This window comes from Natrinema pallidum (assembly GCF_005890195.1).
Classification (GTDB): domain Archaea; phylum Halobacteriota; class Halobacteria; order Halobacteriales; family Natrialbaceae; genus Natrinema; species Natrinema pallidum.
On sequence record NZ_CP040637.1, the window covers coordinates 744,587 to 759,773 of the forward strand.

Consider the following 15,187-nt stretch of genomic DNA (forward strand, 5'->3'; position numbering starts at 1 on the left):
TCGGAACCGTAGCGCCCGCCCCGGGTATTATCCGTCAGTTCGTTGTCGTCCCGGTATGACCCTCGCGAGAGACGGGACGGGGTCGGGCGCGGTCGCTCGAGCGTACTGGTCGCAGGTCCATCCCGTCTTCATGACGCCGCCGATCGCCGCGTCGCTGTTCGGCGCGATCCTCGGGGGGGGCGTCGATCCGATTCTCGCGGCGATCCACGTCCTCGCGATGTTCGCGGCGGTCTACACGGCCCACGTCAAGGACGGCTACGTCGACTTCCACGTCCGCGGCGAGGACGACGACCACCCGCTGACCGAACGGGGCTGCCGGCTCGGGCTCGCGGCGTCGACGGCGACGTTCGCGGGCTGTTGTCTCCTGCTCGCGGCGCTGGTCGATGTCCTCGTGCTGGCGGTCGTCGTCCCGACGTGGCTGATCGCCTACCACCATGCACCCCAACTCGACACCAACCCCGTCACGGCGACGACCGGCTACCCGCTGGGCATCGCCCTCTCGGTACTCGGTGGATTTTACGTGCAGGCGGGAACGATCACCGTCGTCCCGCTCGGGTTCGCCGTCGTCTTCCTCGCGCTGCTCTCCGGGGTCAAGGTGATCGACGACGCACAGGACTACGCCTACGACCGGTCGATCGAGAAGCGAACCGTTGCGGTGGCGGTCGGTCCCCGTCGTGCTTACGATATCGCGTACGGGTTGATGGTCGTCGCGTTGGCGGCCGTCGTCGTCTTCGCCGTCGCTCGCGTCTTCCCGCTGACGGCGCTGCTCGCTGCGCTGGCCTTCGCTGCAGTCGCCGCCGTCGCGCGGCGGGCCGACCCCGAACTCGCGACCATGCTACTCATTCGGGGGTCCTACGTCTTCCTCGCCGTCCTCGTGGCCGCCGTCCGGTTCGATCCGATCGGCCGTTTCGTCTGAGCGCTCGAGGGCGGAGAGCCCCGCACGGATCGACCGCCTTACAGGGGTTCCCGGTCCCCACAGCGAGGACAGTACATGCTCCCATCCTTGACGAACGTGTAGCTCCCCTCACAACGGCTGCACTGGCAGCCCAGCGAGCAGCCGACCTCGCGTGCAAGCCCGGCGACCGTGGTCCGAAGCAGGCGCTGCTGGTACTCGGCCCCCTCGAGTCGGTTCTCGAGGGCGGCCACCTGTGCCGCCATCGTTCGGTCGCGTCGGGACGCGGAAGCGTCCGTCTGACGAGGAGTCATGCGAGATGTAGGTCGCCACCGGACAAAAGCACGTCTCTACTCGTCAGCGGCCGCGATAGTCCGTGCCGTCCCGGATGTCGCTCGTCCGGGGAACCGTCCCATCGGGGTCGCTATTCCGCGTCGCCGCTTCGCGCGTGACGTCGTCGGCGGAGAGCATCTCATCCACCAGACCCCCATCATGAATCCGGGCATAAATCGTCCGCCTGACGACGGAACCGAGCGGGCATCGACGCCGAAGAACCTGTGACGGATGGTGAGTGGAGGGTCACCCGGATCTTCACGGAAACTAACGCACGCCCAGTCGTCACGACGCCGTCGAAACGATCTTGATCACGTCGCCCTCCTCGAGTTCGTACTCCTCGCCGATCTCACGGTTGGACTTCGCGTTGACCGCGTGCAGGTAGCCGTCGCCGATATCGGAGTGGACGCTGTATGCGAGATCGACCGGTGTCGAGCCCTCGGGTAGGAGGAAGGCGTCGGGCAAGACGTTGCCGCTGCCGTCGGACCACTTCGAGGCGTCCTCGACCGGGTAGGCGGTGAGATGCTCGAGGAGGTCGTACACAGCGTGATCGAGGGCCGCCTGTACGCCGGTGCCACCCCACTCGGCCATGGTGTCCGCGAGGTCCGTCAGTGCCTCCCGCTGGGCGTCGCTGACATCGTCGCCGATCTCGAGGGTCTCGTCGCCGGGATCGTATTCGACGAGGCCGTTGTCGGCGGCCCGGCGCAAGGCGAGTTCGCCCTCCGCGGTGGTCGGGAGTACGGGCTTGTCCAGTTCGAGCAAGCGCTCGACGTTCTCCTCGGGGGCGACGTCGATCTTGTTCGCCGCGACGACGATCGGTTTAGTCCGCCGGCGAACGTCGCGTGCGAGCGCCTCGCGGTGTTCGTCCTCCCACTGGATTGGGTCGTCGGGATAGTCGAGATCCCGAAGGGTCATCGCGATCTGTTTCGGCGACGCGCCAAAGCCCGAGAGCATATCCGCCAGCGCGTCGTCGATGTCGAAATCGGGCGAGCGGGACTTGCGCTCGACCGACTCCCAGTTACGATCGACGATGCCGGCCAGCCAGAGGTCCATCTCCTCCTCGATGAAGTCGATGTCCGCGAGCGGGTCGTGGTCGCCGATGTCGACGGGTTCGCCCTTCTCGTTGGTGCCACCGGAGGCGTCGACGACGTTGACGATCACGTCCGCGTTGGTGAGTTCGTCGAGGAACTGGTTGCCCAGGCCCTTCCCCTCGTGAGCGCCGGGTACCAGCCCCGCCACGTCCAGCAGTTCGATCGGGACGTAGCGCTTGCCGTCCTCGCAGTTCTCGGCGTTACAGCGCTCCTCGCGCTCGAGACAGGGACAGTCGGTCCGAACGTAGCTCACCCCGCGGTTGGCGTCGATCGTCGTGAAGGGGTAGTTGGCGACGTCTACCTCCGCCATCGTCGCCGCCGTGTAGAACGTGGACTTGCCGGCGTTCGGTTTCCCGGCAAGTGCGATCGAAAGCATGCTCTGGCGTAGCGCCGTCGACAGGAATTGTCTTTCGATTCGACCGGTGCCAGCCGTCGCGAGCGAGGGGGAAGACCTGAGACTGGCGAGAGCGTCCCCTGAACTCCGACGAGTTGAACCGAGGGAAGCTACAGTTCGACGGCCATCATCACCTCGTCGACGTAATGGCCGTTGAGTTTGTAGTGATCTTCCCGAACCGCCTCGGTCTCCCAGTCGTGTTCCTCGAGAAATGCGATCGCTTCCTCGTTGATCGACGGGACGCTCTGGTAGACCTTCTCGTAGCCGTTGGAGCCGGCCCACTCGAGGCCCCGCGAGAGGAGGTGCGAGCCGACGCCGTGGCCGCGGTAGTCCTCCAGAACCCCGACGGTGAGTTCGGCGGTGTGGCTCAGCTTCTCTATCTCCGGGGCGTGGAGGTGCACCCAGCCGACGACATCGTCCTCGACCGTGGCGACGAAGAACATCCGCGACTGGAGTTCGTTGTGTCGGAGCAGCGCCTCCTCGTGGTCGATCTCGTCGGCGACGGTCTCGGCTTCGATGTAGGTCTTCTCCTCGGCGACCCGTCTGATCGCCCCGACGATCCCCGTCAGGTCCTCCTGTCGGGCCGGCCGAATGTGGAACTCGAGATCCGCGGAGACGTACTCCTCTTCGGCACCCGCGTCGATGGTTACCCTGAGCGTCCCGTCTTCCGCCTCGATTCGGCCGTCCCGCTTGAGGATCGCGACGTGATGGCGGAATCCGCTCGGGTCGAGCCCGAGTCGCGCTCGTGTTTCCTCGGGGTCGACCGCGCCGTGTCGTTCGACGTACTCGTAAATCGCTTTGCGGTCCGCATGACCGAACTCGAGTGTACTGTTCGATGCCATGTCACGCGCTACCACTCGTCAATACTTAATGCTTGGCCGAGCGACACCGCGGGCCGTGCTCCGCGAAGCGGATGGGAGTCAGAACCGACGGAACGCAGTCCCGATCGAAAGCGGCGCTTTTGATGGCCCTGGCTTAAGACGACAACTGGTACAGGCGGGGCGACTTCTCCCAGCAGGGCATCCACTCGATGCGTGAGATGAGCGGTGTCCCGGTCGCCGTGTGGTCCGGCCATCTCGCGTCTCCAATGATCGGATCGAACGTGGTGGTCGCTGGCTGTGCGCTCGTCCTGGCGGTAGCAGTCGGACTGGTGGCCCACGAGTGGACACACGCAGTGGGTCTGCGACTCGCGCGCGTCGAGTACTCCGTCTCCTATTTCCCCGGGCGGGCCGACGGGCTCGTCGCGCTCCTGACGACCACCCCTGGGCTGCCGTCACTCCTCGTCCGACCGGCAGCGAACCCCCGTGGACGCTTCGGCTCGCGGCGCTGGCCCCGTTCTTCCTCGCGATCCCCGTCTTCGGACTGGCCGCTGCGGGGTACGTGACGACTGAGACACCGGTCCCCGCTGCGGCGGCGATCGGTTGGCTCGCCTGTGCGCTCCCGAGCCCGCAGGACTTTTCGGTCGCCGTGTACGCCCATCGGCTCCTCGAGCAGTCTCCCGATCCGACCACGGGAGTCACGTCCCGCGCCGACTGACGGTCGTCGTCCGGCTCCCGTGTTCGAGCGTTACGATCGACCGTCTCGCAGCGGTCGTGGGGAGACTACCGGGGAAAGACACCGGTCGACCACGCGTGGGCGACCGTGACGGCGGTCACTGCAGCGAGTACGATCCCCGCGCCGGCGAGGCCGGCGACCGGAACGATCCCCGCCCAGATTCCACAGACCAGCAGCGCACAGAGGCCGACCGTCGCCGCGTATCGCTGTGGCCACCGGCCGGGCGAACCCGTCTTTTGAGGGGGCTCGAGATACGACTCCAACTGTGAGAGACGCGGGGTCGCTTCGACCCGTCCCCGATCCTTGTCGTAGTCGACGATTCCGTGGTTGTCGAGTTTCGGCAAATGCGACTGGTACAATGAGATGTACACCCGCTGGCGTTCGTCGGAACTCAGGTTCTCGACCGCCGTATCCTGCTCCCAGGCGGCGACCTGTTCGGCGAGTTCGCGCAACCGAACCGGCCCGTCCACCCCGCGGAGGTATCGGAGGACGTCCCGACGGCGTTTCGTCTGGAGGAGGTGGTAGACGTCGTCCAACGATAAGTCCGACGGGGACCCCTGCTCGACCGCTCGAGCGGCCTCGTCGATGGCTCCCGTTGGGCTTCGTCCGATCACTTCTTTCTCGAGAGCGTGTATTTCAGCTTAACAGATAAAGCTACGGACCTGTATTCGAGTTGAAGGGATGTCGCTCGAGTCGAAGGGAACCGGGTCGCGGGACGACCCAGTAGCAGTCCGGTAGTGTCGCAGTCACACAGCCACGAGTGACTGCGAATCCGGACGTGAGAACGGGTGCTCCACCGGCGTTTACGGCACGCTCGGTGCGCCGATCGGTCAGCATCACGCCGACATGTATCTGTACCTATGTTCAGTGATAAGGCCATCTATTGGCCCAAATACGGCCACTTTGGCGGATTGGTGTTGAATACACATCTAAAATAGCGGGAGAATGGGTCGAACGTTCATTAACGGAAGTGGGTTCCTGGCGGGTCCCAAGACACCGCGAGTCTGCTACCCCATCTCAGAGGTCGATTTCCATCGGTGCGCTTCGATCGGACAGTTCCGCACTGACGAGGGCAGCGTGACTCCGGCGCAGTCGCTCCGACAGCGCCTGATGAGAGATGTCTAGTTCCGCCGCCAACTCCTTGAGGGTCACTCCCCGCGGCACGTCGAAATATCCGAGTTCGTGGGCTTTGCAAATCGTCTCGTACTGCGTTTCCGTCAGGGGCGTCTGTGCACTCGCGAGGTCGTCGATACCACTGATCCGGGTGACATCGGCTCCGAACTCGTACTGCTCAAGGAGGTCGTGACACGCCGATACCGATTCCCGGTCGTGAAAGAGCAGTTTCACCATCCATCGCCCCTCCCGACCCTGGGCCGTCAGGATCGCGCCGTCGTTTTCCGTGACGATTTGCTCGAACAGTTTCACGCCGTCCCCGAACTCGAGTCGGAACAGCCACCGATCGTTCGGGCCGGCATCGGTCGTGGCCGTCCCGCCGTCGTCGGCAACGCTTGCGATCACGTCGACCGACGGGTCCGCCTCGAGCGCTCGCCGAACGGTCTCGCGATCCCCGCCGTTCGCCCAGACGAGCGGTGGGGAGCCACCGATCATGCCGCCGATCTGGAATTCGAACGCCGACACGCGATCGAACGTGCGGGCGAGTCCGAGTCGATCAGCCGAAATCCCGAGTTCGACGACTGTGGTCATCACCGGACTCAACCACAGAGACGTATAGACGGATTTGGTTACCGGTAGCCTTTCCCGCAACCCAATTCCAGTGACTGTCACTTCTTCCCAATGGTCGGGACTGATAATCTATCGCCAGATATGTGGCTTTCAGACACTCTACTGAGAAAATCACAAAACCGTCTCTTCTCATCCTATCAAAAACTGTCGGACAGAGATAATTTCCCGGACGGGCAAGCAAACGGCGATAGTGAACGGCAATCGCCGCACGTCGGCGTTCTCACCCCTTGCAACGTTTGGACACGTACAAGTGAGACCGGATACTTTTTCCGATAGGCCACACATCGGAAACTGGCCGCTAGGGAATGCACGGCGCTCGCCACCGCTTGCCGTTTTGCCGCTGGGTATCAGCCGCCCGATAGCGTCAGTACCGACGCGTCTGACTCGATATCACCGTCACACGAAACACTTGTCGACCGTCAGTCGAAGCGGTCGCCCGCGTCGTCGACCGGGAACGGCGAACCGCTCGGAGTGCCCAACGCCGATGCGGTAGACACGAAAGGGTTCGGTTGGACCGTGCTCGACGGCCGCTCGGCCGCGTTAGGGCCGGAGTCGGGCGACGTGTTCACCGTCCGCGTCGCGCTCGAGGTCGACCAGTCCGTCCGACTCGAGGTCGGTCAGAAGCTCCGTAAGCCAGTCACGGCCGTACTCGCCGCCGGGAACGTAGTCGACGCGGATACGGTGACCGAGCGCGTCGAGTTCGAGTTCGTTGTACTCCCGAAGGGTGCCGATCACGCGGCCGCGGAACTGCCGGCGACTCCCCTCGAAACTCGGCTGTGTGGGTACGTCGGGGGCGGTAAAGTCGCCGGTCTGGTAGGCGTGACACCACTCGCGCCAGGGGCAACCGGCCTCGTCACAACGGGGCGTCTGCTCGCAGGCAACGCCGCCCAGTTCCATGATCGCGTTGTTCCAGACCCGCGACCGGCCCTCGGGCATGAGGTCGTTCGCGGCGTCCTCGAAGGTCGCATCGTCGTCGGGAACATCGAACGTCCGGTAGAGCACTCGTTTGACGTTCGTATCCACGACGGCATCGCCGTCGTTGAACGCGAAGCTCGCCACCGCGTTGGCCGTGTACGGGCCGACCCCCATCAGTTCCTGTAGTTCCGCAGGAGTCTCGGGGAAGTCGCCGCCGTACTCGTCTTCGACCTGTTGGGCGGCCTCGTGGAGGTACTTCGCTCGATTGTTGTACCCCAGGCTGTGATCCGTCCAGAACCCCACGACGGCGGCGCGGTCGGCGTCGGCGAGGTCGGCGGTGGTCGGCCAGTGCTCGAGGAACGCTTCCCAGGCCGGAACGACGCGGCCCAGTTGGGTCTGCTGGCTCATCACCTCGCTGACGAGGATCTCGTAGGGATCGTCGGTCCGTCGCCACGGGAAATCGCGGTGGTCGGCCTCGTACCACTCTATCAGGGCCTCGCGAACGGCCCCCGGGTCGTCGGGCAGGGTCCACTCGTCGGCCGGTGCCTCGGCATCACTCATCGGTCCCGCTAGCGACTGGGACGCCTTACTGGTAGCGGTCCCGCGCCGGTCGGCATCCCCGACGCGACGACCACGAAAAGCCTATCCGATCCGCTCGAGTCCCCTCCCGTATGAGCCTCGACGATCTCACGGCAGACGTCTCGGACTCGTATACCGACATCGGTGCCGACCTCACCGTCTCGCTCGACCGCGAAACGCGCAACGAACTCGCCCTGCTCGAGACCGCCCTCGAGCCCGAGGAGACGGACGAACTCGTCCGGCGGGCCATCCACATGCTCTTTCAGTCGACCGTCGACACCGGGAAACTCGACTTTCAGCTCCGGTCGGCCTACGACGTGACCTACGACGAGTACCTCTCGGGGATGACCTTCGAGGAGATGACCGGCGTGGACCAGTATCCCTCGATGGACGACGAGCGACGCTACCAGTTTTAATTCGGTCGCGGTGACCGCATCCCCCGTGCTACCGCCCGGCCACTTGTCGACGGACACTCGCGAGTGCTGCCGTTTTGAGAAGAGACACTGCCACACGTTCCGGGACGACTATAGGAGCAACTGAAACGATTGACACACCGATCGCAACGCCGTCGTGTCATCAGGTGTGCAGTGACGTTCAGTTGCTACTATAGCTGATTTCACCGGAATAACCGGTGAGCGTATTAGCGCTCGGTCCCTCGTTTCATACATGGCAATCAATCAAAACTCACTCGAGTCCGAATACCATTGTCCCGAATGCTCGGGCTCGCTGTCGACTCGATACGAGTCGCTCGTCTGCGACGGCCGCGGATACACGCCGCGCCACGGTGCCGACTAACAGTTGTCGATTTCTTCGATAGTGAGCGGGCGGTGTCGAACGTCGGTTCGGTCAGTGCGTAACTCGTTTCAGTGGCCACGGTAGCTCGTCACGCAGGTTGTTCCGCGTCTACCAGGGCTGTGAATACAGAAACACACGACAACCGCTACCGCGACCGCCGACCGGTTTCAGCGGCTGTGGCCTACCGGCCCGGCGGACTATGCTCGCCTCAGTCGTCGATCGGGGCCGCACTCGAGAGCGCTTCGTCGATGTCGGCCTCGGCCATCTTCTCGACCAAGGCGTCGATGACTTCCTCGCGTTTGCCGGTCACGAACTTGATCGAGCCGACGACGAGGTGGCCGCCGCCGGAGACGCCGCCGCCCGCGATTTCGGCCTCGAGTTCGGAGACCATGTTCGGGATGTCCAACCGAACGCCGTCACTGCGGAGCACGGCGAAGTCCGGGCCGTAGCCGACCGTGATGACCGGATCGCCGGTCTCCTCGATCTTCCGGTCGTGGATCTCGCCGGTGGTCTTCCCCGGCGCGGGGTAGGTAAAGCGGTGGGCGTAGTTCTCGACGTCGATCCGGTAGAGGTGGGCCCCGTTCTCGAGCGTCTCGTGTTCGAGGTGGGGCATCGCGGCGTCGAGTTGCTCGTCGACTTCCTCGCGGCCGCGGTCGGCGAAGAACTCGACGAGTTCGCGGTGGCGCTGTTCGTCGTCGCTGTCGACCTGGAGCAGGTCCTGAATGAGTTGGTCGCCGGAGTTGTAGCGCAGCCAGAAGGCGGCGTAGTCCAGCGCCTCGCTGACGTCCTGCAGGCGGTCCTCGTCGTAGCCTTCCGCGGCGGCCAACTCGAGGTAGTCGTCCATCGCGTCGGCCTTCGAGCGGTCCGAGAGGCCCGCGACGGCGGGGACGTGACGGAGTTCCTCGCCGAGGTCGGGGTAGATCATCCGCGCGAGTTCGACGCAGAGCATCCCCGTGGTGATCCGGTAATCCTCGTCGTGGAGGTACGGGTTGACGTGGGCGTCGAGCAGGTCGCCGACCGCGTCCGGATCGGGGTGATGGTGGTCGACGGCGACGATCGGGATGTCGTAGTGAGCCAACGTCTCGTAGGCCGGCACGTCCTCGGCCGTCGAGCCGTTGTCGAGCATCAGCAACAGCGGCAGTTGCTGGCCGTGCTTCTCGCGGTCCTCGAGCGCGAAGTTCAGGTCCCGCGTGGCGTCTTCCATCTCGTAGAAGGGCGCTTTCGCCGGCAGCCGCTTGATGAGGTGACGCGGCGCGTCCTCGTCTTCGTGGACGTCGGCGATGAATCGCTGGAGCGCGATCTGAACGGGGACGGCGGCGCACATCCCGTCACCGTCGGCGTGATGGCGGACGCGGATCGGACGGCCCTCGAGCACCGTCCGCCGGAGCAGTTGCGCGACTTCCTCGAGGTTCGGTCGAAGCTTTTCGAACGCCGGCCAGTCGATCAGCGGCTCGACGTCGTGCGGGGCGGCGCGCTCCTCAAGGGCGTCCTCGAGTCGCTCGCGGGCCGCGTCGGCGTCCGCACCCTCGAGTTTCGAGAGGCCGTCGACCTCGATCTGGACCGAGCCCTCGCGGTGTTCCGGCGTCCCGGTGACGCGAACGATGTCACCGACTTCGATCGAGGGGTAGGCCCGGACGCCGGCCTCCTCGAAGGCGGCACAGGGGACGACGCCCTGCTCGTCGGCGACGTGAAAGATCGTCGGTCCGCCGGTCTGTTTGACCTGCGTGACCGTCCCTTCGAGGTGGATCTGGTCGCCGATGGTGCTCTCGAGGCGGTGGGTGCCGGTCAGCGAGTAGTCGTGACCGATATCGTCGACCGTATAGTCGTCGATATCGACCGGCTCGAAGGCCATGTCGCCGTTCTCACGGATACTCTCGAGTTCGACGACGAGTTCGTCGCCGACGGCGAACGTGCCCTCGAGGACGGATTCGTGGACGAGACCGGAAACGGAGTCGGAGAGATCGACGAAGACGCCGTAGTCGACGATACCGTTGATCTCGGCGAGATAGGGGCGGCCGTGCTCGACATCGTCGGCGGTACAATCGGAAGCGAGATCGTAGACGACGGAATCCCCGTCGTCTGCGCCGGGTTCCCCGGCGGAGTCACGCGTCATCTTGATTCGCCCTTTGAGGTGGTCGCGTATAACCCTTGTCAAGAAGCGATGGGGCTCGAGGGAGTCGATCACCGGCTCTACGGTCTGGCTCCGCTGATCGATGCTCGCGGAGTGACGGGATCTCACTCAGGGGGAGAGAGGGCCCAAAGCGTTCCCTCGCTGGTCTGGGCGAACGCCTGTTCGCCGGCGGCACCGAGTCCGAAGCCGCCGGTCGGAAGTGCTGTCTCGGGCCGAGCGAAGAACGACGCGCCGTCGGTCCACGTCACGGTTCCGTCGGCCGTCCCGACGACGAACGTCGCCGTCGTCGATACTGCTCGAGTGACGGGTGCGTCGAATCGCATTTCGTACCGTTCGCTGCCGTCTTCAGCCGAGAGTTCGTACACCGTTCCGAACGTATCCGACGGGGCGGCGTCCGTCGACTCTGCGACGAGCAGCGACGAATCGGTTGCGTGGAACCCCATGATCTCGGCACCGCGACCGAACGGCGTCCGCCACCGATCGGACCCGTCCGCCGCGTCGAGTGCGACGACATCACCGCCACCGCCGACAAAGATCGTGTCGTCGATCGGAACCGGGGCGACGGCGGTTGCGGTTGTCTCCCACTGCGCCGGTCGCCAGCTCCACGAGGTGGTCCCGTCGGTGGGTGAGATCGCAACCACTCCATCCGCGTCACCGAAATAGACCGCGTGATCGTCGGCCGCCAACTGATCGCCCGGGGCGGCGATGACGGTAAAATCCGTTTCGGGGACGTGGGGCTGTTCCCATCGAACCGATCCGTCGGCCGTCTCGAGCGCGGCGAGACCACCGTTTGCAGCATACAGCGTTCCGTTCGCCACGGCCATCGCCGACGAGTGATTGGAGACCGTCTGCTGCCACCGCTGTGTCCCCGTCCGGGCATCGAAAGCGGCGATCCGTGACCGCCCTGAATCCCGTTTTTCGCCGACGTACACGGTGCCGTCGGCGGCGACGAGACCGGTCGGTCGTCCGAACTCGTGTTCCCATTGCTGTTGTCCCGTTTCCGTATCGAACGCGACCAGCTGCCCGGTTTCGAGGCCACCGTCGCGGCTGCCACCCGCGGCGACGACTCCGTCGGTAGTAACTGGTGACGCGAAGGCACCCGGCTCGGGGACTGAGGCCGACCAGTCAGCTCCGTCCGGTTCACGAAACCAGGGTACCGATACGCAGCCGGCGATCCCGGACGAGAAGATGCCGACGCCAGTAGCGAGCACCGAGCGGCGGGAGGACATCGCTCGATAGTAGCCGGGGGAGGAGAATATATCTTTTGAATAACCATATGACGGGTGAAACTGTCTCGGCTCATTGGCGGCCATGGGCGGAGTTGAACACGTTCGAATCATGCACCCAGCCCGCTGTCGCCGTCCGGTCGACTGCACAGCGCTCGAGACAACCGGTGCATCGGAACGTTTAGCAACCGCAAGGCCGCACGTGGGGATATGGGGCTGTTCGACGCGCTGTTTCGCTCGAGCGAGATCCTCGGTATCGCCGAGGAGACTCTCGAGTTCGCCCTCGAGTCCTCCGAGGAGACCCACCCGAACGAGTACATGGGGTTTCTCCGGGGGACCGAGGCCGATCGCCTGGGACTGGACCGGGATGGCCTGGTTATCACGGACGTGCTCGTGGTCCCCGGGACCGAGACCAACAGCGTCAGCGCGACCGTCAAGACGAACCAGATTCCGAACGACGTGAAGGCGCTGGGGAGTATCCACTCCCACCCCAACGGGGTGATCAGGCCCAGTAACGCGGACCTGGATACGTTCGGCCGCGGGAGCGTCCACGTCATCATCGGCGCGCCCTACCGCCGGACCGACTGGAAGGCGTTCGATTCGAAGGGCCAGCCGACCACGTTGAACGTGATCGACGTCGACCTGCCCGATACGGAGGACTTCTTCGATTTCACGCAGGCGGATATCGACGAGGAACTGCGACGATGAGACTCGCTATGCTCGAGACGATGCCATCAGTGACTACCGGACCGACGACGGGATCGACGCGGAAACCGCCGGCGACAGCAGGGGGGGCCGACGGATGACACGGACCGTCATCGCCCAGGGCACCTTCGACATCCTCCACCCCGGCCACGTCCACTATCTGGAGGAGGCCGCGGCGATGGGCGACGAACTGTCGGTCATCGTCGCCCGCAAGGCCAACGTCGATCACAAGGAGACGCCGATCTGTCCGGCGACCCAGCGCCGCGACGTCGTCGGCGCGCTCGCGGCCGTCGACGAGGCCCTGCTCGGCCACGAGGAGGACATCTTCGTTCCCATCGAGGAGATCGACCCCGACGTGATCGCGCTCGGTCACGACCAGCACCACGACGACGAGGCCATCGCGGCCGAACTCGAGCGACGGGGGATCGACTGCGAGGTTCGCCGGGCGAGCGGCCGCGAGACCGACGACGAGCAACTGCTCTCGACGCGACTGATTATCGACCGGGTCCTCGAGCGGCGAGGGGACTGACACGCGGCGCGGCGGCCCGGCTCGCGGTGCTCGCTTCGACTCGCCGACGCCGCGGCGATGGACACGCGATTAGTTCTCGAGGACGGCCGTCGGCGGCGGCAGCCGAAGCGAATCGACCGTATGCCCCGTCTCGACGAAGTGCTCGATCGCCTTCTCCGAGACTTCCTTTTCGGTGTAACCGTCGGCAGTACTGATCTGCCAGTCACACTCGAGGCAGTACTTACACATCCGTCTCTCTATCCGGGAGTCGGTCACAAAGGCGGGAAAGACTCGTGCAGGAAATCGAAGGGGGTCTCTGCGGGTGGGAAAGCGAACGTGGCCGATCCGTCGCCGTCGACCGCGCTACTCGTCTTTGACGCCGGGGTTGGTCACGGCACCGTTGGCCGCCGACCCGAAGTCACGGCCGTACTTCGCCAGTACCCCGGTAGTGTACTGGGGCTCCGGCAGGTCGTGGTCCGCGAGGCGCTGTTCGATCTCCGCGTCGGAGAGGTCCACGGAGAGTTCGAGGTCGTCGATGTCGATGGTGATCGTATCGCCGTCCTCGAGTGCGGCGATGGGGCCGCCGGCCGCGGCCTCGGGGGCGACGTGGCCGATGGAGAACCCACGAGTCGCGCCCGAGAAGCGGCCGTCCGTGAACAGGGCGACGTCCTCGGCGTGGCCCTGGCCCGCCACGGCGGAGGTAACGCCGAGCATCTCGCGCATGCCGGGGCCGCCGCGTGGCCCCTCGTTGCGAATGCCGATGACGTCGCCGGATTCGACGTTCCCCTCCTGGACGTAGGCCATCGCGTCTTCTTCCTGTTCGAAGATCCGAACCGGTCCCTCGTGGTGGAGGTGGTCCTCGCCGGTGATCTTGATGACCGCGCCCTCGGGCGCGAGGTTGCCGGTGAGGATGCGGATGGCACCGCGCTCGTGGATCGGGTCGTCGACGGTATGCAGGAAGTCGGCGTCGAGGTCTTCGATCGCGGGCGGGTCGGCCCGCTCGATGGCCTCGGCCATCGTCTCGCCGGTAACGGTCAGCGCGTCGCCGTGGAGCAGGTCGGCCTCGAGCAGTTCGCGCAGGACGACGGGGACGCCGCCGACCTCGTGGAGGTCGTTCATCACGCGCTCGCCGCCGGGCTGGAGGTTGGCGATCTTCGGCGTGCGGGCGCTGATCTCGTTGAACGTCTCGATGTCCAGGTCGACGCCGGCCTCGGCGGCCATCGCCAGCAGGTGGAGGACGGCGTTGGTCGAGCCGCCGACGGCGACCTGCAGGGCGATGGCGTTCTCGAAGGAGGCCTCGCTGAGGAAGTCGGAGGGTTTCCGCCCTTCCTCGACGGCCTCGACGGCGATCTCGCCGGCCTCGCGGGCGACATCGTACCGGGACTCGTCCTCGGCGGGCGGGCTGGCACTGCCCAGCGGCGCGAAGCCGATCGCCTCGGAGATCGACGCCATCGTGTTGGCGGTGAACATGCCGCCACACGAGCCCGCGCCGGGGCAGGCGTTGCGCTCCATCTCGTCGAGTTCGTCCGGGCTCATCTCGCCGTCGGCGACGGCACCGACGCCCTCGAAGAGGTTCTGGACGGTGACCTCCCGGCCCTCGTGTTCGCCGGGCATGATCGAGCCGCCGTAGAGGAAGACGGAGGGGAGATCGGTCCGGATCGCAGCCATCATCATCCCGGGCATGTTCTTGTCGCAGCCGCCGATCGTGACCAGTCCGTCCATGCGCTCGCCGAACGACACCAGTTCGACGGAGTCGGCGATCAACTCCCGGGAGATCAGCGAGGCCTTCATCCCTTCCGTGCCCATCGAAATGGCGTCGGAAATGGTGATCGTCCCGAACTCGATGGGCATGCCGCCGGTCTCATCGACCCCCTCGAGCGCGGCGTCGGCGACGTCGTCGAGGTGGACGTTACACGGCGTGATGTCGGCCGCCGGATTCGGAACGCCGATCATCGGCGACCCGAAGTCGTCGTCGTCGAACCCCATCGCACGGAACATCGCTCGGTGCGGAGCCTTGTCCGGCCCCTCCGTCACTTCGCGACTCCGCAACTGCTCGTCTTTCCCGTAGTCGAACTCGTCGTCGCTGCTCATGGGTTGAGCTTGATTCGCACAGGCATAAGTTACCCTTTCTCGGCCAACTGTTCGGTCGCGATCGGGTCTGCCTCACCGGTTCGGGACGGCCCCGGGGAATACCGTCCGGGCGGCCCGAGCTCGGAGCCGAGCCGTCGGCCGGTCGGATGTGAATCGCTGCCGGTACCACGACGAGCAACAGCGCCGCGCGCGGATGGATGGCGGCCAGGACTGAGCACAGCCGCGACCGA

The 15,187-nt window shown here is 65.3% G+C and carries 15 protein-coding genes and 1 pseudogene; 5 read left to right on the forward strand and 11 right to left on the reverse strand.

The annotated features are described in order from the left end of the window. Positions 1–55: 55 nt before the first annotated feature. Positions 56–916, forward strand: a complete 861-nt coding sequence (locus tag FGF80_RS03615; protein ID WP_138652250.1) for a UbiA family prenyltransferase — start codon at positions 56–58, stop codon at positions 914–916. Between the two features lie 38 nt (positions 917–954). Here the strand turns inward: FGF80_RS03615 and FGF80_RS03620 are convergent, their stop codons facing one another. From FGF80_RS03620 to FGF80_RS03630, 4 genes are all read right to left on the reverse strand, one after another. Then, positions 955–1,158: a hypothetical protein gene (locus FGF80_RS03620; protein WP_006184600.1), complete on the reverse strand. Its 204-nt coding sequence runs from the start codon at positions 1,156–1,158 to the stop codon at positions 955–957. Positions 1,159–1,249: 91 nt separating this feature from the next. Beyond that, complete coding sequence (locus FGF80_RS19740; RefSeq protein ID WP_269150341.1) at positions 1,250–1,372, reverse strand: hypothetical protein; 123 nt, start codon at positions 1,370–1,372, stop codon at positions 1,250–1,252. A 138-nt stretch (positions 1,373–1,510) separates the two neighbouring features. Continuing rightward, positions 1,511–2,692, reverse strand: a complete 1,182-nt coding sequence (locus FGF80_RS03625) for a redox-regulated ATPase YchF (RefSeq protein ID WP_138652252.1) — start codon at positions 2,690–2,692, stop codon at positions 1,511–1,513. A 128-nt stretch (positions 2,693–2,820) separates the two neighbouring features. Then, positions 2,821–3,552 carry a GNAT family N-acetyltransferase gene (locus FGF80_RS03630; protein WP_138652254.1) on the reverse strand — a complete coding sequence of 244 codons (732 nt, stop codon included), beginning with the start codon at positions 3,550–3,552 and terminating at the stop codon, positions 2,821–2,823. A 245-nt stretch (positions 3,553–3,797) separates the two neighbouring features. Here FGF80_RS03630 and FGF80_RS03635 point away from each other — a divergent pair. Beyond that, a pseudogene (locus FGF80_RS03635) lies at positions 3,798–4,246 on the forward strand (hypothetical protein). 65 nt (positions 4,247–4,311) lie between these two features. Here FGF80_RS03635 and FGF80_RS03640 read toward each other — a convergent pair. The 3 genes from FGF80_RS03640 to FGF80_RS03650 form a co-directional block, all read right to left on the reverse strand. Next, positions 4,312–4,878, reverse strand: a complete 567-nt coding sequence (locus tag FGF80_RS03640; RefSeq protein ID WP_138652256.1) for a DUF7344 domain-containing protein — start codon at positions 4,876–4,878, stop codon at positions 4,312–4,314. Positions 4,879–5,281: 403 nt separating this feature from the next. Beyond that, positions 5,282–5,968, reverse strand: a complete 687-nt coding sequence (locus FGF80_RS03645; protein ID WP_006184595.1) for a helix-turn-helix domain-containing protein — start codon at positions 5,966–5,968, stop codon at positions 5,282–5,284. A 579-nt stretch (positions 5,969–6,547) separates the two neighbouring features. Next, the gene (locus FGF80_RS03650; RefSeq protein WP_138652258.1) at positions 6,548–7,483 is read right to left on the reverse strand and encodes an HhH-GPD family protein; all 936 of its coding nucleotides are present in this window, start codon (positions 7,481–7,483) and stop codon (positions 6,548–6,550) included. 110 nt (positions 7,484–7,593) lie between these two features. Between FGF80_RS03650 and FGF80_RS03655 the strand changes: the two genes are divergently transcribed. After that, the gene (locus FGF80_RS03655) at positions 7,594–7,917 is read left to right on the forward strand and encodes a hypothetical protein (protein WP_138652260.1); all 324 of its coding nucleotides are present in this window, start codon (positions 7,594–7,596) and stop codon (positions 7,915–7,917) included. 587 nt (positions 7,918–8,504) lie between these two features. On the opposite strand, the gene FGF80_RS03660 is transcribed toward FGF80_RS03655, so the two are convergent. Then, positions 8,505–10,409, reverse strand: coding sequence for a DHH family phosphoesterase (locus FGF80_RS03660; RefSeq protein WP_138652262.1), 1,905 nt, complete (start codon positions 10,407–10,409; stop codon positions 8,505–8,507). Between the two features lie 122 nt (positions 10,410–10,531). Then, positions 10,532–11,656, reverse strand: a complete 1,125-nt coding sequence (locus FGF80_RS03665; RefSeq protein WP_175416975.1) for an outer membrane protein assembly factor BamB family protein — start codon at positions 11,654–11,656, stop codon at positions 10,532–10,534. A gap of 207 nt (positions 11,657–11,863) precedes the next feature. On the opposite strand from FGF80_RS03665, the gene FGF80_RS03670 reads away from it, so the two are divergent. Further along, positions 11,864–12,361, forward strand: a complete 498-nt coding sequence (locus FGF80_RS03670; RefSeq protein WP_006184590.1) for a Mov34/MPN/PAD-1 family protein — start codon at positions 11,864–11,866, stop codon at positions 12,359–12,361. 94 nt (positions 12,362–12,455) lie between these two features. Continuing rightward, positions 12,456–12,887 (forward strand): adenylyltransferase/cytidyltransferase family protein, encoded by a 432-nt coding sequence (locus FGF80_RS03675; RefSeq protein WP_006184589.1) that lies wholly within the window; start codon positions 12,456–12,458, stop codon positions 12,885–12,887. A 69-nt stretch (positions 12,888–12,956) separates the two neighbouring features. On the opposite strand, the gene FGF80_RS19010 is transcribed toward FGF80_RS03675, so the two are convergent. Together FGF80_RS19010 and ilvD are read right to left on the reverse strand one after the other, a co-directional pair. Further along, positions 12,957–13,115: a hypothetical protein gene (locus tag FGF80_RS19010; RefSeq protein WP_006184588.1), complete on the reverse strand. Its 159-nt coding sequence runs from the start codon at positions 13,113–13,115 to the stop codon at positions 12,957–12,959. 114 nt (positions 13,116–13,229) lie between these two features. Then, on the reverse strand, positions 13,230–14,957 hold the full coding sequence (gene ilvD / locus FGF80_RS03680) for a dihydroxy-acid dehydratase (protein WP_006184587.1): 1,728 nt from the start codon (positions 14,955–14,957) through the stop codon (positions 13,230–13,232). Between the last annotated feature and the right edge of the window lie 230 nt (positions 14,958–15,187).